The sequence below is a fragment of the Pseudomonas sp. DSP3-2-3 genome (assembly GCF_049898225.1).
Taxonomy (GTDB): Bacteria; Pseudomonadota; Gammaproteobacteria; order Pseudomonadales; family Pseudomonadaceae; genus Aquipseudomonas.
Window position 1 is genome coordinate 1 of sequence record NZ_JAFCXH010000048.1, and the last position, 20,590, is coordinate 20,590.

A 20,590-nucleotide genomic window follows, 5' to 3' on the forward strand; every position below is an offset into this window, starting at 1 on the left:
AAGCCTCTGCCTCGTTCAAGAAAGGCTTCGATGGCGGACAGCTTGAATTGTGTTGTGTACTTGCTCATGAAAAACACCCCAGAGGTTGGATGGGTGTCCAACTTTTGGGGTGCACTTCAAACTTGTGTGGGAGCGAGCTTGCTCGCGAAGGGGCCTGAAACTCCGCCTCGCCAACAAGTTGGCTCCTACTAAATCTTTTTCATCCCTGCCCGCCATTGCAGCGGGCCGGGATTTATCAGCCGACTCAGCTATTAGGCAGCAACCGGCACGTGATGCTCTTGATGTAGCGCGTTTCAGCGATGGCCGGGTGGACCGGGTGATCCGGGCCCTGGCCGCCGCGTTCCAGCAGCTGGATATTGCGATCCAGATGGCGGGCGCTGGTCAGGAGGATGTTTTGCAGATCATCTTCTGGCAGGTGCATCGAGCACGAAGCGCTGATCAGGATGCCGTCCTTGCTGAGCAAACGCATGGCTTGCTCGTTCAGGCGGCGATACGCGCCTTCGCCGTTCTTCATGTCTTTCTTGCGTTTGATGAACGCCGGAGGGTCAGTGATGATCACGTCGAAGCGCTCTTCGCCGGCTTTCAGCTCTTTCAGCGCTTCGAACACATCGCCTTCAATGCAGGTCATTTTTTCCGCGAAACCGTTCAGCGTGGCGTTACGCTCTACGCCGTCCAGGGCGAACGAGGATGCGTCCACGCAAGTCACGTCGCTGGCGCCGAACGCAGCAGCCTGGATGCCCCAGCCGCCGATGTAGCTGTACAAGTCCAGAACGCGTTTGCCTTTGACGTACGGGGCGATGCGCGCACGGTTCATGCGGTGGTCGTAGAACCAGCCGGTTTTCTGCCCGGCCATGACCGGCGCTTCGAATTTCACGCCGTTCTCTTCCAGCGCGACCCACTCCGGTACCAGACCAAAGACCGTCTCGACATAGCGATTCAGGCCTTCGGCGTCGCGGGCAGCCGAGTCATTCTTGAACAGGATGCCGCTTGGCTTGAGGACCTGCACCAGCGCAGCAATGACGTCGTCCTTGAGGTTTTCCATGGTGGCCGAAGCCAGCTGGACGACCAGGATGTCGCCGAAACGATCGACCACCAGACCCGGCAGCAGGTCGGAGTCGCCGAAGACCAGGCGATAGAACGGCTTGTCGAACAGACGCTCACGCAACGACAGCGCGACGTTGATGCGATGCACCAGCAGCGACTTGTCCAGCGGCAACTTGATGTCGCGCGAAACCAGGCGGGCGCAGATCAGGTTGTTGGGGCTCATGGCCACGATGCCCAGCGGTTTGCCGCCGGCGGCTTCCAGCAGGGCTTGATCGCCTGCGGCAAAGCCGTTCAGCGGGGTCGCGGCTACGTCGATTTCGTTGCTGTAGACCCACAGGTGACCGGCGCGCAGGCGACGGTCGGCGTTGGCTTTGAGGCGCAAGCTAGGCAGGGACATGACGTCGCTCCGGAAAAAAGAGCGGGATTATAGCGCGTCATGCCGTTCTGGGGCCGAGATGACGGTAATTAACCGGCTAGCGGTACTCCGGGCTTAGATACTCACGTTTTGTAACGCATGAAATTTGTTTCACGCAATGCGGGAATCAGACGCATTTAGTCATTGAATTGAATGCGTTGGCCGGGGAATACCCACGCTTGGCGCATTCTTGACGCGCCCAACCTGTAAAGCTCATGAATCAGTGGTTATGGAGTTGGAGGTGTCAGGGAGTAGAATCCAGCTCTGCCCCCGAGTGCGTACCTATGTCCGAAGAGCTAACCCCCGAGCAAATCCAGCAGGCCTTGCAAGGCATCAGCGTGCCGCCGCAGCCGCAAATCATGGTGGATTTGCAGATGGAACAGTACATGCCGGACCCGGATCTGGGCGTGATCTCCCGCCTGATCTCGCAGGATCCCGGTTTGTCAGGGGCGCTCCTGAAAATCGTCAATTCGTCGCATTACGGGCTGACCAACAAGATCGCCTCGATCCAGCGCGCCGTGAATCTGTTGGGCAGCCGCACCATCATCAACCTGATCAACGCCCAGTCGATCAGGGGCGAGATGACCGACGAAACCATCGTGACCCTGAACCGCTTCTGGGATTCGGCGCAGGACGTGGCCAATACCAGTCTGACGCTGGCCAAGCGTATCGGCTCGCAAACCGTGGACGAAGCCTACGCGCTGGGTCTGTTTCACGATTGCGGTATTCCGCTGATGCTCAAGCGTTTCCCCAACTACATGGACGTGCTTGAGCAAGGCTATGCCAACGCGAGCCCGACCATCCGCGTGGTGGACACCGAAAACGAGGCGTTGAGTACCAACCATGCCGTGGTGGGTTATTTCACCGCCAAGTCCTGGCGTTTGCCGGAGCATGTCAGCAACGCGATTGCCAACCATCACAACGCGCTGGCGATTTTCCAGGATGATTCCGGGCGCAACGCGCCGCTGAAGAATCTCCTGGCGGTATTGAAGATGGCCGAGCATATCTGCGCGTCCCATCGTGTGCTGGGCAATCAGAGCGAAGATCATGAATGGAATGCCATCGGGCATCTGATTCTGGATTACGTCGGGCTGTCCGATTACGATTTCGAAAACCTCAAAGAAAGCATTCGCGAACTGGCCGCACACTGACGTTGCGCTGACGGCCTTTCACCCGCGCTCCACCGAGTTGCCCATGCCTGAATTACCTGAAGTCGAAACCACCCGCCGAGGCATCGCGCCGCATCTGGAAGGTCAGCGGGTCAGCCGCGTCATCGTCCGTGATCGACGCCTGCGCTGGCCGATCCCGGAAGACCTCGATGTGCGCCTGTCGGGTCAGAAAATCGTGCTGGTCGAGCGCCGCGCCAAATACCTGCTGATTCAGGCGGAAGTCGGCACCTTGATCAGCCATTTGGGTATGTCGGGCAATTTGCGTCTGGTTGAGGTCGGCTTGCCCGCGCTCAAGCATGAGCACGTCGATATCGAGCTGGAATCCGGGCTGGCCCTGCGCTACACCGATCCACGCCGTTTCGGGGCGATGCTCTGGAGCCTCGACCCACTCAATCACGAACTGTTGATACGTCTCGGGCCAGAGCCGCTGACCGATCTGTTTGACGGCGAGCGGCTGTTCGAACGCTCCCGTGGCAAGTCCATTGCCGTGAAGCCCTTCATCATGGATAACGCCGTGGTGGTTGGCGTCGGCAATATTTACGCGACGGAAGCGTTGTTCGCTGCGGGGATCGATCCGCGCCGGGAGGCCAAGAGTATTTCCAGGGCGCGGTATCTGGTGCTTGCCGTGGAAATCAAACGCATCCTGGCCCATGCCATCGAGCGTGGCGGTACGACGTTGCGCGACTTCACCGGTGGCGACGGCAAGCCGGGCTATTTTCAGCAGGAACTGTTCGCTTACGGTCGCGGCGGCCAGCCGTGCAAGGTCTGCGGCACAACCCTGCGGGAGATCAAGCTGGGGCAGCGGGCGAGTGTGTATTGTCCGAAATGCCAGCGTTAGCGGATTGACACTCGACCTGTAGGAGGGGACTTGTCCCCGAAGAGGCCAGCCGCACTTCATTGCCTGACCCGACGCTTTCCCGGACAAGTCCGGTCCTACCTGAATCGGGTAGGCCTGTGACAGGGTTTGATAAACCCTCGCAACACTTGCGCCTCTTGCTTAAGCCTCATCGCTGTTTATAGTGAACGGCATCCCAATCCGCTGCGCCTGAAGGACCATGCCATGAAGCCGTTTCGTATCCTTGCCGCCACTCTGGCGCTGCTCTTCGGATTGCAGGCGATGCCCGCGCTGGCGCAGCCGCAAGCTCAGGGCAGCGGCGATCCGGTCTACAGCATCCAGAATCCCCCGGCATTCGCCATGATCGGCGATCTGCTGATTGCTCGGCCGTTATTGATCGTGGCGACCGTTGTCGGCGCCGGGCTATTTGTGATCGCGCTGCCGTTTACCGCAATGGGCGGCGGTATTGGCGATGCGGGCAAGGCGTTGGTCGTCGATCCAGGCAAAGCCGCGTTCGTGCGCTGCCTGGGCTGTACCGGCGACGGCTACAACAAACGCGAATAACCCATCAAGTCAGGGCGAAACTTCCCAGACCTTCGGATCGAATTGCTGGGAAACGCCCAGGCCGCGAGGATCACTCGCAGCTTCGACCTTGCCGCTGTCCTTGTGCCAGAACACCACCTGTTGATTGCCATAGACATGCTTGATGTCCTTGAGCGTATAGCCGCGCGCCTGCAGATCAATAATTTCTCCGGTGCTGAACGCGCCCGGTTCGTGTTCGATGACGTCCGGCAGATACTGATGGTGATAGCGCGGCACTGCGGGCCAGGTCGCGATGGGTTGGCCGTCCAGATATTGCAGCATCGACAGCAACACCATGCTCGGGATTCGGCTGCCGCCGGGAGTACCGAAAGCCGTGAACTCAGTCGGACTTTCAATGAAGCTCGGGCTCATGCTCGACAGCGGCCGCTTGCCTGCGGCAATGGAGTTGGCCTGACTGCCCGCTAGCCCATAAGCATTGCTGCCTTGCGGGTCGGCGGCAAAATCGTCCATTTCATCGTTCAGTACCACACCTGTGCCCGGCGCCGTAAAGGCCGAACCAAACGGCAGGTTCACCGATAGGGTGGCCGCTACCGCGTTGCCGTCGCGGTCCAGCGTTGCAAAGTGCGTCGTGTGTTCACCCTCGCGCCAGAGCGGCGATGGCCGCAGGCTGCTGCTGGGCGTGGCATCGCGCGGTGCGATGCTGCTGGCCAGTTGCGTCAGGTATTCCCGGTCCAGCAAATGGTTGATGGGATTGGCGACAAAATCCGGATCGCCGAGCAAACCCCTGTCGCGATACGCGCGGCGCAGCACTTCCACCACGTAATGGGCGCGCTGCACCTTGTCGGCGTCGCGCCACGGCAATTGTCCGAGCATTGTCAGGCTTTGGGCCAGGGCAATGCCGCCAGCGGACGGTGGCGGGGCGCTGATCAGCTCGCGTTTCTCGTCCAGCTTGAAGCGCAGCGGTTCGCGCGTGGCAACCCGGTAGCGGTCCATGTCATCCAGGCACCAGATCCCGCCTGCCGCGCGCACGCCATTTATCAGCGATTGCGCAGTCAGCCCGTTATAGAAACCTTCGCGGCCACGATCCGCCAGGCGGTTCAGCGTCACGCCCAGTTCCGGCTGCCTGATGATTTCACCCAGGGCAGGCACTTCACCGCGACGAAGAAACAATCGCGCGCTTTCTGGATTGTCGCGCAGCGCCGACAGACGTGCGGTGGCGCGCTGCTGATAGATCGAGTCGACCGCAAAGCCTTGATAAGCCAGGCGAACGGCGGGCGCCATGGAAATGCTCAGTGGAAGCTTGCCGTAACGTTCGGCCAGCTCGACCAGCGCTGCGGGCAGACCGGGTATCGCTGCGGCCAACGGGCCGTTGAGCGACAAAGAGGGCTGCACTTTGCCGTCACGGCGATACAGATCGTAGGTGGCCTTCAGCGGCGCTTTTTCCCGGGCGTCGAGAAAAATATAGCGAGGCTTTTCACCGCTCTGGCGCAGCAGAAAAAAACCGCCGCCGCCCAAGCCTGACCCGTAAGGTTCAACCACCGCCAATGCCGCACTGACCGCCACGGCCGCGTCGAAGGCGTTGCCACCCGCCACCATGACTTCCCGACCGGCGGCGGTGGCTTCAGGGTGTGGGCTGGCAATGGCGGCGTGTTGCGCCGAAGGGTTCGAATCTGCGGCAAGGACAACGTGTGCGGTAAGCAAGCACAGTGCAAATAATGCGCTCGATAAATAGTGCTGCAACTGTTGCGTTGGAATCATGCGGGGCTCGCTTTTGGTCGACAGGCTGAACAGCCCGGTTTCGGCGAGAACACGGATGCCGGTACTACACCTTGCTGGTTAGAATCAGGTATTTGGCCATCAGCTCATCCTTGCTCTCGACGTGGGTTTCATCCAGCGGGATGCAATCCACGGGGCAGACTTGCTGACACTGCGGCTCGTCATAATGGCCAACACATTCGGTACACAGGCTCGGATTGATCACGTAGATCTCTTCGCCTTGAGAAATCGCCTCGTTCGGGCACTCGGGTTCGCAAACGTCGCAATTAATGCAATCGTCAGTGATGATCAGGGACATGAAGCACTCCTGCCACGGACGCCGCCGGGGCATATGAAATCTAATGCGGCGAATTGTGCCGCATTAGTAGATTCGATGCACCCTGGCGTTGCCGATAAAGAGCTTAGCGCTTGAAACGTTCGGTAAGCGCCTGGGCGACAGCCGGATGCACAAATTTGGTGATATCCCCGCCCAATGCCGCAATTTCGCGGACCAGTGTGGAAGATATGAACGAATAACGCTCCGACGGCGTAAGAAACAGGCTTTCCACGTCCGGTGCCAATTGGCGGTTCATGTTCGCCAGCTGAAACTCGTACTCGAAGTCAGAAACTGCCCGCAGTCCACGTAGGAAAATATTCGCGTTCTGTTCCTTGGCGAAGTGGGCGAGTAACGTCGAGAAGCCCACCACCTCGACATTCGGCAGGTGTTTAGTGACCTCGCGAGCCAGCTCAACGCGCTGCTCCAGAGGGAAAAGCGGGTTTTTCTTCGGGCTGGCGGCCACGGCAATGACCACTTGGTCGAACAGGCGCGAGGCGCGTTCGACCAGATCGCAATGGCCCTTGGTAATCGGGTCGAAGGTGCCTGGATACAACACTCGGTTCATCGCGTCGTCCTGGTCGGAGTCCTTGGGGAGTCGGATGGTAGCGCAGCAATCCCCATGGGCCAAGTCGGCGGTGGAGATTGTTACGCGGCAAACTGTGGGAGCGAGCTTGCTCGCGAAGGCAATATTTCAGGCCCAAATGATGCGCCGGACACTAGGCTGTCTTCGCGAGCAAGCTCGCTCCCACAGTGATAAAACCGGGCTCCTCATCGTATAAACAACCAATAAACCAACCGTTGAATCGCCTTGCCATAGGGCGGATAGATCAGGCGGGCGGCGTTGAAACGCTGCTTGGTGAACACGCCTTTGGCCTTGCTGAAGGTCAGAAACCCTTCGCGTCCATGATAATGGCCCATGCCGGAAGGGCCGACGCCGCCGAAAGGCAAGTCGTCCTGGGCGACGTGCAGCAGCGTGTCGTTCAGACATACCCCGCCGGAATGGGTTTGTTCCAGCACGCGTTGTTGTTCGGCCTTGTTGTAGCCGAAGTAATACAAGGCCAGCGGGCGAGGGCGCTGATTGATGTAGGCAAATGCCTGGTCGATGCGGCTGTAGGGCACGATCGGCAGTAGTGGCCCGAAGATTTCATCCTGCATGACCAGCATGTCGTCGCTGACGTTGAGCAACAGGCTGAACGGCATGCGCCGGTCCTGGCCCTGATCGTACAGCGCAATTACCCTGGCGCCTTTGGCGGTGGCGTCTTCGAGGTAGCCGGTAAGGCGCGTCAGTTGTCGCTGATTGATGATTGCCGTGTAGTCCGGATTATCTGTCAGCGTCGGATAGAACCCGAGCACCGCTTGCCGGTAAGCTTCGACGAAACCCTCGACGCGATCTTCCGGCACCAGCACGTAATCCGGCGCGACACAGGTTTGCCCGGCGTTCAGGGTCTTGCCGAAGGCGATCCGTTCGGCAGCGTCCTTGAGCGGCACGTCATCGGCAACGATAGCTGGCGACTTGCCGCCCAGCTCCAGAGTCACCGGCGTAAGATTTTCAGCCGCAGTGCGCATCACCTGTCTGCCGATACTGGTCGAGCCGGTGAACAGCAAGTGATCGAACGCCAGCCTGGAAAACTCGATGCCGACCTCGGCCTCGCCCAGCACCACCGCGACCAGATCTTCCGGGAAAACCTGCGCAAACAGCCGCTTGAGCAGTTCACCGGTAGCGGGTGTGGATTCGCTGAGCTTGAGCATCACCCGATTGCCAGCCGCCAGCGCGCCGATCATCGGTCCCACCGCCAGAAACAACGGGTAATTCCACGGCACGATCACCCCAACCACGCCCAGCGGCTGATACACGACCTTCGCCGACGCTGGCTGAAAGGCAATGCCGACTTTGCGCCGCGCAGGTTTCATCCATTTCTGCAGATTCTTGCGCGCGTCATCGATGCCCGTCAGGCAGGGCATCAATTCGGCGAGCAGCGTTTCATCGGCACTGCGGTGACTGAAATCCCTGCTGATGGCTGCGATCAGCGCCTCCCGCTCGGCGCTGAGCAGGTCGCGCAGGCTCTTGAGCCATTGTCGGCGCTGACCAGCGGTCGGCATGGGATTGGCGGCGAACGCCTTGCGTTGAAGCGCGAGCGTCCGATCCAGTTCGCTGAGCGGCTGCTGCATTGCGTGCTTCCAGGCGGGTTCGGCGGACATGCGCGGTTTCCTTTATCGACGTTATGCCCTGGTTTTAGAGTGGTTGCTCTACAAAGTCAATTTGTGCCTCGTGCAGTAATTCACCAGCCCGGCGAGGCAGCGATCGGGCAGCACTTGCGTTAACATCCGTCTCATTCCAATAACACCCGAGCGACCGAGCTGAGCATGGCCCCACGCATCAAGACCCGTGAACGCATCGTGCAGAACAGCCTTGAGCTGTTCAATCTGCAGGGCGAGCGCAGTGTGAGCACCAATCACATCGCTGCGCACATGGAGATTTCGCCGGGCAATCTGTACTACCACTTCCCCAATAAGCAGGCGATCATCGCCGAATTGTTCAGCGAATATGAAACCTTGGTAAACACCTTCCTGCGTCCACCTGGCGGGCGTCTGCCAACGGTCGAAGACAAGCGTTATTACCTGCTGGAAATACTCGACGGCATGTGGCGCTATCGTTTCCTGCATCGCGATCTTGAGCACTTGCTCGATACCGATCCGGAGCTTGCCGACCGCTACCGGCGTTTTTCCCAGCATTGTTTGATTCAGGCCATGGCGATCTATGGCGGTTTCGTCGAGGCTGGCATTCTGGACATGGATGCGGTGCAGATCGAGTCGCTGACCCTCAATACCTGGATCATTCTGACGTCCTGGGTGCGCTTTCTCTGCACCACCCGGGAGAACAGCAGTCACTTGAACGAAAACGCCATGCGGCGTGGGGTTTATCAGGTCTTGATGCTGGAGTTCGGCTATGTCACTGCTCAAGCACGTGACGAAGTCAGCGCCCTGTGTTCAGAGTTCTATGTGCCGCTGCACGAGGCGTTGGCACAAACGGTTTGATTCAAGGCTTTCCATATTTCGATCAAATAATGAACAATTTAAGGAGCCAGTCATGTCTATCGCGCAACTGATCAGCCCACTCCAACTGGCCGAGCGCCAGGAGAAAGGCGGGCTGGTAATTCTCGATTGCCGCTTCGCCCTCGAAGACCCGGAGTATGGGCAGCGCAGCTACGCCGAAGGGCACATTGCCGGCGCCTGTTTTGCAGACCTGGAGCGCGACCTCAGCGGGCCGGTCAGCAAAGGCAAAACCGGTCGCCATCCGCTGCCGAATGCTCAGACGCTGGTGCAGCGTTTGCAGGTTCTGGGCGTCAACGCGGACAGCGATGTCGTCCTTTACGACGACGGTCCCGGTGCCTTCGCGGCTCGCGCCTGGTGGTTGCTGGCCTGGCTGGGCAAGCGCGACGGCGTGTTCATTCTCGATGGCGGTTTGAAAGCCTGGCATGCGGCGGGCCTGCCGTTGAGTCTTGATGCACCGGATAAAAAAGTCGGGCATTTCAACGGACAGCCGGACAAGTCGTTGCTGATCGACGCCGAGCACCTGCAAGCGAGGCTGGGCAATCCGGACATGACATTGATCGATGCCCGCGCCGAGGCGCGTTTCCGGGGCGAGGTCGAACCCATCGACCCGGTTGCCGGGCACATCCCCGGCGCGCAGTGTGCGGCCTTCAACGAAAACCTCGGGCCGGACGGACGCTTTCTGAGTCCCGAGCAGCTCAAGCAGCGCTTCGCCGCCAAACTGCAAGGTCGCGCACCTGAAAAGCTCGTCGCCTATTGCGGCTCGGGCGTAACCGCCTGCCACAACCTGTTCGCGCTGTGCCTGGCCGGTTATCCGCTGGGGAAGTTGTACGCCGGATCGTGGAGCGAGTGGATTACTGATCCAGCCCGGGAAGTGGCGACTGGCGCCGCGTAAAAGTATCTGCTGGAGCGAACTTGTGTGGGAGCGAGCTTGCTCGCGAAGCGTCCTGACACACTCCTCGCCAACAAGTTGGCTCCTACAAAATCCAGCGCAGCAGGAAAAACACCAACAGCCCGCCGCCAATGGTTGCCAGCAGATTGCGGCTTAGCGCGGCGATGGCAATGGAGGCCAGTCCCGCCAGCAGATAAGCGTTATCCAGGCTCAGCTGCCAATGAGTGCCGTCGGGCAGCAACATGCCGGGAACGACAATCGCCGTCAGGACGGCGGTCGGTACGTAATGCAGGCCTTGGCGCACCACGGGCGGGAAGCGCAGGTTCGGCCAGGCGAACAGGCTGTAGCGCATGAGAAACGTGATCGCCGCCATCGCGAAGATCAGCCACCAATAACTCATGAACGAACCTCCTTCGTCGTACTTTCATGACCGGCCGCTGCCTGCCGTCGCTCCAGAATCACGCCCACCGCAATGCCGCTGAACGCTGCCGCCATCAGGCCAAGTTTGTAGGGCCAGGCGTAAGTCATCAGGGCCACCGCTCCGGCCGCAACCGCTGCGGCAACTTGCGGTTTGTTGCGCAAGAGCGGCACGACAATGCCGATGAAGGTGGCGAGCATGGCGAATTCCAGTCCCCAGCCGGCCATATCCGGCACGGCCTGGCCGAACAACACGCCGACCAGTGAACTGAGCACCCAACTGGCGTACAGCGCGCTGGCCACGCCCAGCCAATACCAATGCGCCAGCGGCGTGCGGTCGTGGACGAGGTAAAAGCGTTGCACCACGGCGAAGGTTTCATCGGTGAGCCAGAACGCCAGCAACAATCGCCAGCGTTGCGGCAACCCGGACACTTGCGGCTGCAAGGTAGCGCTGTACAGCACGTGGCGCAGATTGACGATGAAGGTCGTCAGAAGGATAACCACCGCGCCAGCACTGGCACCCATCAGGCTGATCACAATGAATTGCGCAGAGCCCGCGTAGACAAACATCGACATGCCAACGGCCTGCCACAGCGACAGCCCGGCCACGCCAGCCAGCGTGCCGAAAATGATACCGAAAGGGACAATGCCGACAATCATTGGCACGCTGTCGCGAAGGCCTTGAAGATAAAGTTGAGCGCGGGACATTAGGGTCCTCCTTATGTCGCGCATCTTAGCTCAGGACGTGACGCAGAATCTCCAACGATAAGTACGACGCCGGGTTATCCCCGGTGTGTCGTCGTCAGCCACAACGGAATGCGCCGTTCCAGGTAATAACCGGGATTTTTCAGGGAGCCGTCGACAAACCCCACATGTCCGCCTTTGGCCTGAAGCTCGAATTCCGTACTGGACGACAATTCATCGGCCTCGGGCAGGCTGTGTTTGAAGACGAAAGGATCGTCTTCGGCATGGATGATCAACGTCGGTGTGCGGATCTGGCCGAGAAAGTAGCGACTGGAAGCGCGCCGGTAGTAATCCTTGGCATCGACGAATCCGTTTAGCGGCGCAGTGACCCGGCCGTCAAAGTCCCAGAAAGTGCGCATGTTTTCCAGCGAGCCCAGCGCCGACAGCTCCGCCAGACCCTCACTCATACCTTCATGCTGAAAGTGGCGCTGTTTGTCGCGGATATAGGCGAGCATCTCGCGCATGAAGTGACGCTGATAAACCTTGGAAAAGCCCATGCCGATGCGATCCGCGCATTCATCCAGGCGGAACGGCACGGATACCGCGACTGCACCGAGCAGGTCGCTGTCAGCGCCCGATTCTCCGAGATATTTGAGCAGCACATTGCCACCCAGCGAATAACCGACGGCATACAGCGGTGCCAATGGACGCAATGCGCGCAAGTGAGCGACCACTGAAGCGAGGTCTTCGCTGGCGCCGGAGTGATAGCTGCGCGACAGCAGATTGGGTTCGCCCGAGCAGCCACGCCAGTTCAACGCCACGCTGGCCCAGCCTTCCTGAGCCAACGCCTGTTGCAATCCCGCTACATAAGGCGAGTTCGATGAACCGGTCAGGCCGTGCAGCACCAGCACCAGTGGCGCGTCGAGCTGATGCGGGCCGTACCAGTCCAGGTCCAGGAAATCACCATCATCCAGCCAGACCCGCTCGCGCTGACGTTCCATCGGCTTGACCCTGCGCCACAGCGGTCCCCACAAAGTTTGCAGGTGCGGGTTGCCCAGGCCCGAGGCAGGGACGAAGCGGTGGGTAAACGAGGTATTTGCGAGTTGAGAAATCACAGTCGTCCTCCGGCAAGTGACGTTGCTGGATAAGCGTAAGTTGCCACAAGTGGGGTGCGATGTAAGCGGGTTATTGCTGAGTGGTACTGCGACAGGCTGGGCGACTCAGACCTGTGCAGACTGTGTGGGACCGGCTTTAGCCGGGAATAGGGCAATACAGCCATTGCATATTCGTCGTCAAGAATCCCGCCTTCCCGGCTGAAGCCGGTCCCACTCAGTGTTGCGAGCAGTACATCAAGTCAACCGCGCTGCCACAGCGCGTAATACACCTGGCCGGCTTTTTTCTCACGATGCAGCCGCCAGCTACCCGGCAAGCCGGTGGTTGAAGGCGGCGTTTCGCTTTCGGTATAGATCCAGGCGTTTTCCGCCAGCCAGCCGTGGGATTCCAGCAGGGCGCAGGCCGAGGCCAGCAGGTTCTGATGGAACGGCGGGTCGAGGAACACGACGTCGAACGGCTCTGCGGCCTGGGTTTCCAGGTGACGCAATGAGTCGGTATGCGACAGCTGACCGGTCGTGCAACCCAGCATGGTCAGGTTCTGACGCAGGCTGGCGATGGCCGCCGCGCTGTTATCCAGGGCCAGGCCCTTGCTCGCGCCACGGGACAGCGCTTCAAAAAACAACGCGCCGCTGCCGGTGAACACATCCAGCACGCGGGCGCCTTCGATGTGTGTCGCCAGCCAGTTGAACAGGGTTTCGCGCACCCGGTCCGGCGTCGGGCGCAGGCCTGGTGCGTCAGGGAAAGTCAGCTTGCGACTGCCCCATTGCCCGCCAATGATACGTAGTTGGCCCAGGCCGTTATGGCCCTTCGGGCGTGGATTGGCCATTAATGCTCCGGGACCCCAAGAGGTCGTTCTGCGGGTTTTTCGGTAGGTGGCGGCAGTGGTTTCTGCGGGACCGTCGGCCCGGCAGTGACGATCACCATCTTGTCTGCGCTCAAGTGTTTGCTCATGGCGGCCTTGACCTGCTCGACGGTGACTTCCTGCGACTGGGTCATGAAGTCTTCGAGGAAGGTCAGCGGCAGATCATAAAAGCCGATGGCGCCCAATTGCCCAACGATAGCCGAGTTGCTCGCGGTGGACAGCGGGAAGCTGCCGGACAGCTCGCGCTTGGCGTCGTCGAGTTCTTTCTGGGTCGGGCCGTTGGCGAGGAAGTCGCGCACGATGTCCTGCACCAGTTTGAGGGTGTTTTCGCTCAGTTCGGCGCGGGTCTGCAAACCGATCATGAATGGGCCCTGGGCCTGCATCGGGGTAAAGCCCGAGGAAATGCCGTAGGTCAGACCGCGCTTCTCACGCACTTCGGTCATCAGGCGGCTACCGAAACCACCACCGCCGAGCACCGAATTGCCCAGTGAAAGCGCGGCGAAGTCCGGATCGTTACGGTCGATGCCCAGCTGCGCGAGCATCAAGTGAGTCTGCTTGGACGGGAATTCGATGTGCGTTTCCCCGGCCTTGGGCTCAACAGGTGCAGGCAGTTTCGCCAGCGCCGGGCCTTTTGGCAGCGATGCCGAGACCTGCGCAGCAATGGCTTGCGCTTCGTCGCGGGACAAATCGCCCACCAAGGCAATTACCGCGTTGCCAGCGGCGTAAGCCTTGGCGTGGAAGGCCTTGAGCTGCGCCAGCGTGATCGGCGTGATGGTCTGCGCGGTGCCTTCGCTTGGATGGCCGTACGGGTGATCACCGTACAGGCGCTTGAACAGCTCTTTGCCAGCCAGCGCGCCGGGGTTCTGTTTCTGGTATTCGAAGCTGGCCAGCAGTTGGTTTTTGATCCGCGCCAGCGAATCGGCCGGGAAGGCAGGCTTGCCGACCACTTCGGAAAACAGTTTCAGCGCCGGTTCGCGCTTATCCGGCACGCTCAGGCTGCGGACCGACGCCACGGCCATGTCGCGATAGGCTCCGTTGCTGAAGTCAGCGCCCAGACCTTCGAAACCTTCGGCGATGGCGCTGACGTCCTTGCCTTTGACGCCTTCGTTGAGCATCGCGTTGGTGAGCACGGCAATGCCGGGCGTGGCCTGATCCTGACTGCTGCCAGCGGCGAAGGTCAGGCGCAGGTCGAACATCGGCAGCTCGCGGGCTTCGACGAACAGGACTTTCGCGCCTTCGGCGGTTTTCCAGGTCTGGATGTTCAAGGCGCGGCGTGCCGGTGCCTTGCCGTCGAGTTCTTTCAGCGATTGCAGGGCAGGTTGCGCAGGAGCGTCGGTTTTGACTGCATCTTCGGCAAGTACCGTTTGTGCAGCGAAAACACTGAGGCCGGTGGTCAACAACAGACCAAACAGCGTGTTACGTGGGCCGTTGCGCTCACTCATTTTGTTTTCTCCTCAGGCAGGATGTGCGCAACGCTGAGGCGCTCACGGGTGAAATAAGTGCTCGCGGCTTTCTGGATATCGGCCGGGGTGACGCTTTGCAGCGAGGCCAGCTCTTCGTCGATCAACTTCCACGACAGGCCGACGGTTTCCAGTTCGCCGATGGTGCTGGCCTGACTGGTGATGGAATCGCGTTCGTAAACCAGCCCGGCGATAACTTGAGCGCGGACTCGCTCCAGCTCTTCAGCAGAAGGCGGCTTGGTTTTCAGCTCGTTGAGCAGTTTCCAGATGCCGGCTTCCACGTTGGCCAGGGATTTTTTCTTCTGCATGTTGGGTGTGGCGCTGATCATGAACAGACTGTCGCCACGGGCGAACGCGTCGTAGCTGGACGAAGCACCGGAGACCAGTTCTTCGCCACGCTCCAGGCGCGACGGGATGCGAGCGCTGTAGCCGCCGTCGAGCAGGGCGGCGATCAGGCGCAAGGCGTTGACCGAGCGTGGGTCTTCAGCGGTGGCCAGGCTCGGCACGTTGAAGCCGTACATCAGGCTCGGCATTTGCGTCTGCACATGCAGCGTGATCTGGCGTTCGCCGGGCTCTGCCAGTTCCAGCGGCTTTTTCGAGGGCGGCACGTCACGACGCGGGATCGGCCCGAAGAAGCGTTCGGCCAGGGCTTTGACCTCCTCCGGGTTTACATCACCGACCACCACCAGGGTGGCGTTGTTCGGCACGTACCAGGATTCATACCAGTGGCGCAGCTCCTCGACTTTCATGCGGTCCAGGTCCGCCATCCAGCCGATGGTCGGCGTGTGATAGCCGCTGGCCGGGTAGGCCATGGCCTTGAAGCGTTCATAGGCCTTGGCGTTCGGCTTGTCGTCGGTGCGCAGGCGACGCTCTTCCTTGATCACTTCGATTTCGCGGCTGAACTCGTCAGGCGGCAGCTTGAGACTGGCCATGCGGTCGGCTTCCAGCTCGAAGGCCACGCTCAGGCGGTCGCGGGCCAGCACCTGGTAATACGCGGTGTAGTCATCGCTGGTGAATGCGTTTTCTTCGGCGCCCAGATCGCGCAGGATCAGCGAGGCTTCGCCCGGTCCGGCTTTGGAGCTGCCTTTGAACATCATGTGTTCCAGCGCATGGGACAAACCGGTCTGGCCGGGCGTCTCGTAGCTGGAGCCGACTTTGTACCAGACCTGCGAAACCACCACCGGCGCGCGGTGGTCTTCGCGCACGACCACCTTGAGGCCGTTATCAAGCATGAATTCATGGGTAGGTTGCGGGTCGGCGGCCAATACTGTCAGGGGCAGACAAATTGTGCTGAGCAGCAGGCCTGCGGCGCGGCGGGCTAAAGCATTCATTCGTAATTTGAACCTGTAGGACGGCCCGCGTGAACTTAGCGTCGGCGGGCGCGGGGGTGTTAGGATACTGGTCCGTTGAGTCCGGAGCCACGGCTGAAATAGCCATCAAGGTTTCGGATCTGATGAAACCTGCTCAAATCGGTCCGTACGGTACCCGTATATAGAGCTGAAGGGTGAACAAGCAGTCGCAAAAGTAGTCTGTTTTGCATGTCAGAATTTTCAGAGGCGCCGCTCTGGCGCGTCGCTACCTTGAGATAGCCGTCCTCCATGTTTGGTTCCAACGACGACAAGAAGAACCCAGCCCCGGCTGGCGAGAAGAAAGGCCTGTTCGGATGGCTGCGCAAGAAGCCGCAGGAAACCGTAGTCGAACAGCCACAAGAGCTCCCTACAGATGCAGCTGCGCCTGAGCCGATTGTCGAATCGACTCCGCTGGTCGCTGAGCCGCAGTTCGTCCCGGCGGCGACGCCGGAACCTGTGCGCGAGACTTTCCACGCTGAGCCGCAGCCGGTCAATTCGCCTGCGCAGTCCCAGCCGTGGCTGACCTTGCCGGTGGCCGAAGAGTCGGTGGCGCTGATCGACGAGCTTGAGCCACACGTCACGCCGCCGATTGCGCCGCCGGTGATCTTCCATCCGCAGCCAGTCCCGACTCCAGCGCCGCAGCCAGAGCCGCGAATTGACGTGCCAATGGTCGAGCCCGAGTCGACCATCATCCCAGAGCCAGAGCCAGAGCCAGAGCCAGAGCCTGTCGCCGTGGCGCCGGTGATCGTCCCGGTCGCACCTGCTGCAGCGCCGGTAATTGCGCCGGTTGTCGTCGCTCCAGAGCCAGAACCTGCGCTGCCAGCCGTCGTCCCCGTGACCGAAGCAGCCAAGGCCGGTTTCTTTGCCCGCCTCAAGCAAGGCCTGTCGAAAACCAGCGCCAGTCTCGGCGAAGGCATGGCCAGCCTGTTTCTCGGCAAAAAAGTCATCGACGATGATTTGCTCGAAGAAATCGAAACCCGCCTGCTGACCGCCGACGTTGGCGTCGAAGCCACCGGGGTGATCATTCAAAGCCTGACACAGAAGGTCGCGCGCAAGCAGCTGACCGACGCCGACGCGCTGTACAAATCCTTGCAAGCCGAGCTGGCCGCACTGCTCAAGCCGGTTGAACAGCCGCTGATCATCGACAGCAGCCGCCGGCCGTTCGTGATTCTGGTCGTCGGCGTCAATGGCGCGGGCAAGACCACGACCATCGGCAAGCTGGCCAAGAAGCTGCAACTGGAAGGCAAAAAAGTCATGCTGGCTGCGGGCGATACGTTCCGTGCAGCGGCTGTCGAGCAATTGCAGGTCTGGGGTGAGCGCAACAATATTCCAGTCATCGCCCAACACACTGGCGCGGATTCCGCTTCGGTGATCTTCGATGCCGTGCAGGCCGCCAAGGCTCGGGGTATCGACGTGTTGATCGCTGACACCGCCGGGCGTCTGCACACCAAAGACAATCTGATGGAAGAACTGAAAAAGGTTCGTCGGGTGATGGGCAAACTCGACGCCGACGCGCCGCATGAGGTGCTGTTGGTACTCGATGCCGGCACTGGCCAGAACGCCATCAATCAGGCCAAACAGTTCCATCAGACGGTTTCCCTGACCGCTCTGGCCCTGACCAAGCTCGACGGCACCGCCAAGGGCGGCGTGATTTTCGCGCTGGCCAAGCAGTTCGGGCTGCCGATTCGTTACATCGGCGTGGGCGAAGGTATTGATGACCTGCGCACCTTTGAAGCCGAACCCTTTGTCCAGGCTCTGTTTGCGGAGCGGGAGCGCACATGATTCGTTTCGAACAGGTCGGTAAACGCTATCCGAACGGACACGTCGGCTTGCATGAGCTGAGCTTTCGAGTACGTCGCGGTGAATTCTTGTTCGTCACCGGTCACTCCGGTGCTGGCAAAAGCACCTTGTTGCGCCTGCTGCTGGCCATGGAGCGGCCGACCACGGGCAAACTGCTGCTGGCCGGTCAGGATCTGGGCCAGATCACCACGGCGCAGATTCCGTTTCTGCGTCGGCAGATCGGCGTAGTGTTCCAGAACCACCAGTTGCTGTTTGATCGCACCGTGTTCAACAACATTGCCTTGCCGTTGCAGATTCTTGGCTTGTCCAAGGCCGAGATCAACAAGCGCGTCGATTCCGCGCTGGAGCGGGTGGCGCTGTCGGACAAGACCGATTTGTACCCCGGCGACCTGTCTACCGGTCAACAACAGCGCGTCGGCATCGCCCGCGCCATCGTGCATCGTCCGGCCTTGCTGCTGGCCGACGAACCGACCGGTAACCTCGATCCACGCCTGGCGGCGGAAATCATGGGCGTGTTTGAAGACATCAACCGGCTGGGCACCAGCGTGCTGATCGCCAGTCACGACCTGGCCCTGATCGCCCGCATGCGCCATCGCATGTTGACCTTGCAGCGCGGCCGCTTGATCGGCGACGGGGAGGCTGGGGTATGAGTGCCACACGTTCGCCCAAGGTTTCTGATCGCGTCGCGCCAAAAGCCGCCGAGCCGACGCCACCGAAAAAATCCAAGAAAAACAGCCACGATGACGACGGACCGGATTTCGGCACGCTGTTCAACGCCTGGCTGGAAAGCCATCGCTCCAGTCTGGCCGACAGCTTGCGTCGTCTGGGCAAGCAGCCGATTGGCAGCTTCTTTACCTGTCTGGTCATGGCTATCGCCTTGAGTCTGCCGATGGGCTTGTCGTTGCTGTTGAACAACGTCGAGCGTCTGGGTGGCTCCTGGCAGCGGGCGGCGCAGATTTCGCTGTACCTCAAGCTCGATGCCAGCGCCAGCGAAGGCGACAAGCTGCGCGACGAAATCAAACTGATGCCGGGGGTTGCCGACGCTGAATACATCAGCCGCGAGCAGGCTTTGACCGAGTTCCAGCAGCAATCGGGCCTGGGCGAGGCGCTCAAGGAATTGCCGGAAAACCCGTTGCCGGGCGTCGTGCTGGTTACGCCGAACGAAGTCGACAAGCCCGCGCTGGAAGCGCTGCGCACCCGTCTGGCGGAAATGCCGAAAGTGCAGCAGGCTCAACTGGATCTGGTCTGGGTCGAGCGTCTGGCGGCAATCCTGAAGCTGGGTGACCGCTTTGTGTTTGGCCTGACCGTCCTGTTGGTGTTGGCCTTGCTGCTGGTGATTGGTAACACCATTCGTCTGCACATCGAGAACCGACGCACGGAAATCGAGGTCATTAAACTGGTTGGCGGCACCGATAGTTATGTACGGCGTCCCTTCCTTTATATGGGCGCATTGTATGGCCTCGGGGCAGGGTTTCTGTCCTGGGGGGTTCTGGCTTTTGGTCTAGACTGGCTCAACGACGCGGTTGTCGGGCTGGCCGGGCTGTATGGAAGTGACTTCGCGCTGGCCGGTGTTCCGCTCGCAGATGGCCTTTCGCTCTTGCTTGGAGCGGTGCTCTTGGGGTATATCGGTGCGTGGATTGCAGTAGCACGCCATTTGAGTGAATTGGCACCTCGGTAAATTTTTCTTCATCTATTGACTTCTTCAGCCTAGGGAACTTGTCTAGCGGTTCCCGGTCAATTTCGCAGTGCTGAACTGCACGAGTCATGTGTCGGAGGTATCGTTTCGTATGACCACTTCTTTGCAACCTGTATATGCATTAGCCCCAGGCGCAAACCTGGAAGCCTATGTGCACACCGTGAACAGCATCCCTTTGCTGACGCCGGAGCAGGAGCGTGAACTGGCTGAGAGTTTGTATTATGAGCAGGATTTGGGGGCGGCTCGGCAGATGGTCCTCGCCCACCTGCGTTTTGTCGTGCATATCGCACGCAGCTATTCCGGCTATGGTCTGGCGCAGGCTGACCTGATCCAGGAAGGCAACGTTGGCCTGATGAAAGCCGTGAAGCGCTTCAACCCGGAAATGGGTGTGCGTCTGGTGTCCTTCGCTGTTCACTGGATCAAGGCGGAAATTCACGAGTTCATCCTGCGTAACTGGCGCATCGTCAAGGTTGCGACCACCAAGGCGCAGCGCAAGCTGTTCTTCAATCTGCGCAGCCAGAAGAAACGTCTGGCCTGGCTGAACAATGAAGAAGTGCATCGCGTGGCGGAAAGCCTCGGCGTTGAGCCCCGCGAAGTGCGCGAGATGGAAAGCCGTCTGACCGGTCACGACATGGCATTCGACCCGGCAACCGAAGCCGACGACGACAGCGCGTTCCAGTCGCCTTCCAATTACCTGGAAGACCACCGTTACGATCCGGCGCGTCAGCTGGAAGATTCCGACTGGACCGACAATTCCACCGCCAATCTCCATCAGGCACTGGAAGTGCTGGACGACCGCAGTCGCGACATTCTCTATCAGCGCTGGCTGGCTGAAGAGAAAGCCACGCTGCATGACCTGGCGCAGAAGTACAACGTTTCCGCCGAGCGTATTCGTCAGCTGGAAAAAAGCGCGATGAACAAGCTCAAGTTGTCGATTGCCGCGTAAGCGGTAGCCGAACAAAAAGACGCCCCGAAAGGGGCGTTTTTTATGGGCTGGCAATTTTCGTTGGAAAAGGGTTTTTGTGGGAGAGGACTTGTCCTCGAAAGCCAGCCCAGACGACCGTGATCTGCCTGACCCGCATGCAGTGTCGAAATTACTGTCATCGAGGACAAGTCCTCTCCCACAAGGAAATGGCATAACCATGGGTTGTGCTGGCACATGGAACAG

At 60.1% G+C, this 20,590-nt stretch carries 20 protein-coding genes; 9 read left to right on the forward strand and 11 right to left on the reverse strand.

Annotation, left to right across the window (positions count from 1 at the left end; translation table 11 throughout):
• Positions 1 to 244: 244 nt before the first annotated feature.
• The gene (locus tag ACP7E4_RS28745; RefSeq protein WP_426119430.1) at positions 245 to 1,441 is read right to left on the reverse strand and encodes a class I SAM-dependent rRNA methyltransferase; all 1,197 of its coding nucleotides are present in this window, start codon (positions 1,439 to 1,441) and stop codon (positions 245 to 247) included.
• A gap of 356 nt (positions 1,442 to 1,797) precedes the next feature.
• Between ACP7E4_RS28745 and ACP7E4_RS28750 the strand changes: the two genes are divergently transcribed.
• The 3 genes from ACP7E4_RS28750 to ACP7E4_RS28760 all read left to right on the forward strand — a co-directional run bounded on the left by ACP7E4_RS28750 (position 1,798) and on the right by ACP7E4_RS28760 (position 4,027).
• A complete protein-coding gene (locus tag ACP7E4_RS28750; RefSeq protein WP_426119467.1) occupies positions 1,798 to 2,610 on the forward strand; it encodes an HDOD domain-containing protein in 813 nt (270 codons plus the stop codon).
• Between the two features lie 43 nt (positions 2,611 to 2,653).
• Positions 2,654 to 3,466 (forward strand): bifunctional DNA-formamidopyrimidine glycosylase/DNA-(apurinic or apyrimidinic site) lyase, encoded by an 813-nt coding sequence (gene mutM, locus ACP7E4_RS28755; protein ID WP_426119431.1) that lies wholly within the window; start codon positions 2,654 to 2,656, stop codon positions 3,464 to 3,466.
• A 222-nt stretch (positions 3,467 to 3,688) separates the two neighbouring features.
• Entirely contained in the window at positions 3,689 to 4,027 is a 339-nt protein-coding gene (locus ACP7E4_RS28760; protein WP_426119433.1) for a multidrug transporter, read from the forward strand.
• Positions 4,028 to 4,036: 9 nt separating this feature from the next.
• Here ACP7E4_RS28760 and ggt read toward each other — a convergent pair whose 3' ends face one another.
• From ggt to ACP7E4_RS28780, 4 genes are all read right to left on the reverse strand, one after another.
• Positions 4,037 to 5,764, reverse strand: coding sequence for a gamma-glutamyltransferase (gene ggt, locus ACP7E4_RS28765; RefSeq protein WP_426119434.1), 1,728 nt, complete (start codon positions 5,762 to 5,764; stop codon positions 4,037 to 4,039).
• A 64-nt stretch (positions 5,765 to 5,828) separates the two neighbouring features.
• Positions 5,829 to 6,080: a YfhL family 4Fe-4S dicluster ferredoxin gene (locus ACP7E4_RS28770; RefSeq protein ID WP_020293448.1), complete on the reverse strand. Its 252-nt coding sequence runs from the start codon at positions 6,078 to 6,080 to the stop codon at positions 5,829 to 5,831.
• A gap of 103 nt (positions 6,081 to 6,183) precedes the next feature.
• Positions 6,184 to 6,663, reverse strand: coding sequence for a pantetheine-phosphate adenylyltransferase (coaD, locus tag ACP7E4_RS28775; RefSeq protein WP_426119435.1), 480 nt, complete (start codon positions 6,661 to 6,663; stop codon positions 6,184 to 6,186).
• Between the two features lie 203 nt (positions 6,664 to 6,866).
• Entirely contained in the window at positions 6,867 to 8,267 is a 1,401-nt protein-coding gene (locus ACP7E4_RS28780; protein ID WP_426119468.1) for a coniferyl aldehyde dehydrogenase, read from the reverse strand.
• A gap of 195 nt (positions 8,268 to 8,462) precedes the next feature.
• Between ACP7E4_RS28780 and ACP7E4_RS28785 the strand changes: the two genes are divergently transcribed.
• On the forward strand, positions 8,463 to 9,134 hold the full coding sequence (locus ACP7E4_RS28785; RefSeq protein WP_426119437.1) for a TetR/AcrR family transcriptional regulator: 672 nt from the start codon (positions 8,463 to 8,465) through the stop codon (positions 9,132 to 9,134).
• Positions 9,135 to 9,186: 52 nt separating this feature from the next.
• Positions 9,187 to 10,044 (forward strand): sulfurtransferase, encoded by an 858-nt coding sequence (locus ACP7E4_RS28790; RefSeq protein WP_426119439.1) that lies wholly within the window; start codon positions 9,187 to 9,189, stop codon positions 10,042 to 10,044.
• Between the two features lie 82 nt (positions 10,045 to 10,126).
• On the opposite strand, the gene ACP7E4_RS28795 is transcribed toward ACP7E4_RS28790, so the two are convergent.
• From ACP7E4_RS28795 to ACP7E4_RS28820, 6 genes are all read right to left on the reverse strand, one after another.
• Entirely contained in the window at positions 10,127 to 10,441 is a 315-nt protein-coding gene (locus tag ACP7E4_RS28795; protein WP_426119441.1) for an AzlD domain-containing protein, read from the reverse strand.
• The gene (locus ACP7E4_RS28800) at positions 10,438 to 11,166 is read right to left on the reverse strand and encodes an AzlC family ABC transporter permease (RefSeq protein WP_426119443.1); all 729 of its coding nucleotides are present in this window, start codon (positions 11,164 to 11,166) and stop codon (positions 10,438 to 10,440) included. The genes ACP7E4_RS28795 and ACP7E4_RS28800 overlap by 4 nt, the downstream gene beginning before the upstream one ends.
• Before the next feature lie 74 nt (positions 11,167 to 11,240).
• The gene (locus ACP7E4_RS28805) at positions 11,241 to 12,257 is read right to left on the reverse strand and encodes a hydrolase (protein ID WP_426119445.1); all 1,017 of its coding nucleotides are present in this window, start codon (positions 12,255 to 12,257) and stop codon (positions 11,241 to 11,243) included.
• A gap of 239 nt (positions 12,258 to 12,496) precedes the next feature.
• A complete protein-coding gene (gene rsmD / locus ACP7E4_RS28810; RefSeq protein WP_426119447.1) occupies positions 12,497 to 13,081 on the reverse strand; it encodes a 16S rRNA (guanine(966)-N(2))-methyltransferase RsmD in 585 nt (194 codons plus the stop codon).
• Positions 13,081 to 14,559 carry a M16 family metallopeptidase gene (locus ACP7E4_RS28815; protein WP_426119449.1) on the reverse strand — a complete coding sequence of 493 codons (1,479 nt, stop codon included), beginning with the start codon at positions 14,557 to 14,559 and terminating at the stop codon, positions 13,081 to 13,083. Before ACP7E4_RS28815 ends, rsmD begins: the two co-directional genes overlap by 1 nt.
• Entirely contained in the window at positions 14,556 to 15,908 is a 1,353-nt protein-coding gene (locus ACP7E4_RS28820; RefSeq protein WP_426119451.1) for a M16 family metallopeptidase, read from the reverse strand. The genes ACP7E4_RS28815 and ACP7E4_RS28820 overlap by 4 nt, the downstream gene beginning before the upstream one ends.
• Before the next feature lie 267 nt (positions 15,909 to 16,175).
• Here ACP7E4_RS28820 and ftsY point away from each other — a divergent pair, with 267 nt between their 5' ends.
• The 4 genes from ftsY (at position 16,176) to rpoH (ending at position 20,368) form a co-directional block, all read left to right on the forward strand.
• The gene (gene ftsY, locus ACP7E4_RS28825) at positions 16,176 to 17,708 is read left to right on the forward strand and encodes a signal recognition particle-docking protein FtsY (protein WP_426119453.1); all 1,533 of its coding nucleotides are present in this window, start codon (positions 16,176 to 16,178) and stop codon (positions 17,706 to 17,708) included.
• On the forward strand, positions 17,705 to 18,376 hold the full coding sequence (gene ftsE, locus ACP7E4_RS28830) for a cell division ATP-binding protein FtsE (protein WP_020293460.1): 672 nt from the start codon (positions 17,705 to 17,707) through the stop codon (positions 18,374 to 18,376). The genes ftsY and ftsE overlap by 4 nt, the downstream gene beginning before the upstream one ends.
• Positions 18,373 to 19,404 carry a permease-like cell division protein FtsX gene (gene ftsX, locus ACP7E4_RS28835; protein WP_426119455.1) on the forward strand — a complete coding sequence of 344 codons (1,032 nt, stop codon included), beginning with the start codon at positions 18,373 to 18,375 and terminating at the stop codon, positions 19,402 to 19,404. Before ftsE ends, ftsX begins: the two co-directional genes overlap by 4 nt.
• 109 nt (positions 19,405 to 19,513) lie before the next feature.
• Complete coding sequence (gene rpoH, locus ACP7E4_RS28840; protein ID WP_020293462.1) at positions 19,514 to 20,368, forward strand: RNA polymerase sigma factor RpoH; 855 nt, start codon at positions 19,514 to 19,516, stop codon at positions 20,366 to 20,368.
• Positions 20,369 to 20,590 lie beyond the last annotated feature (222 nt).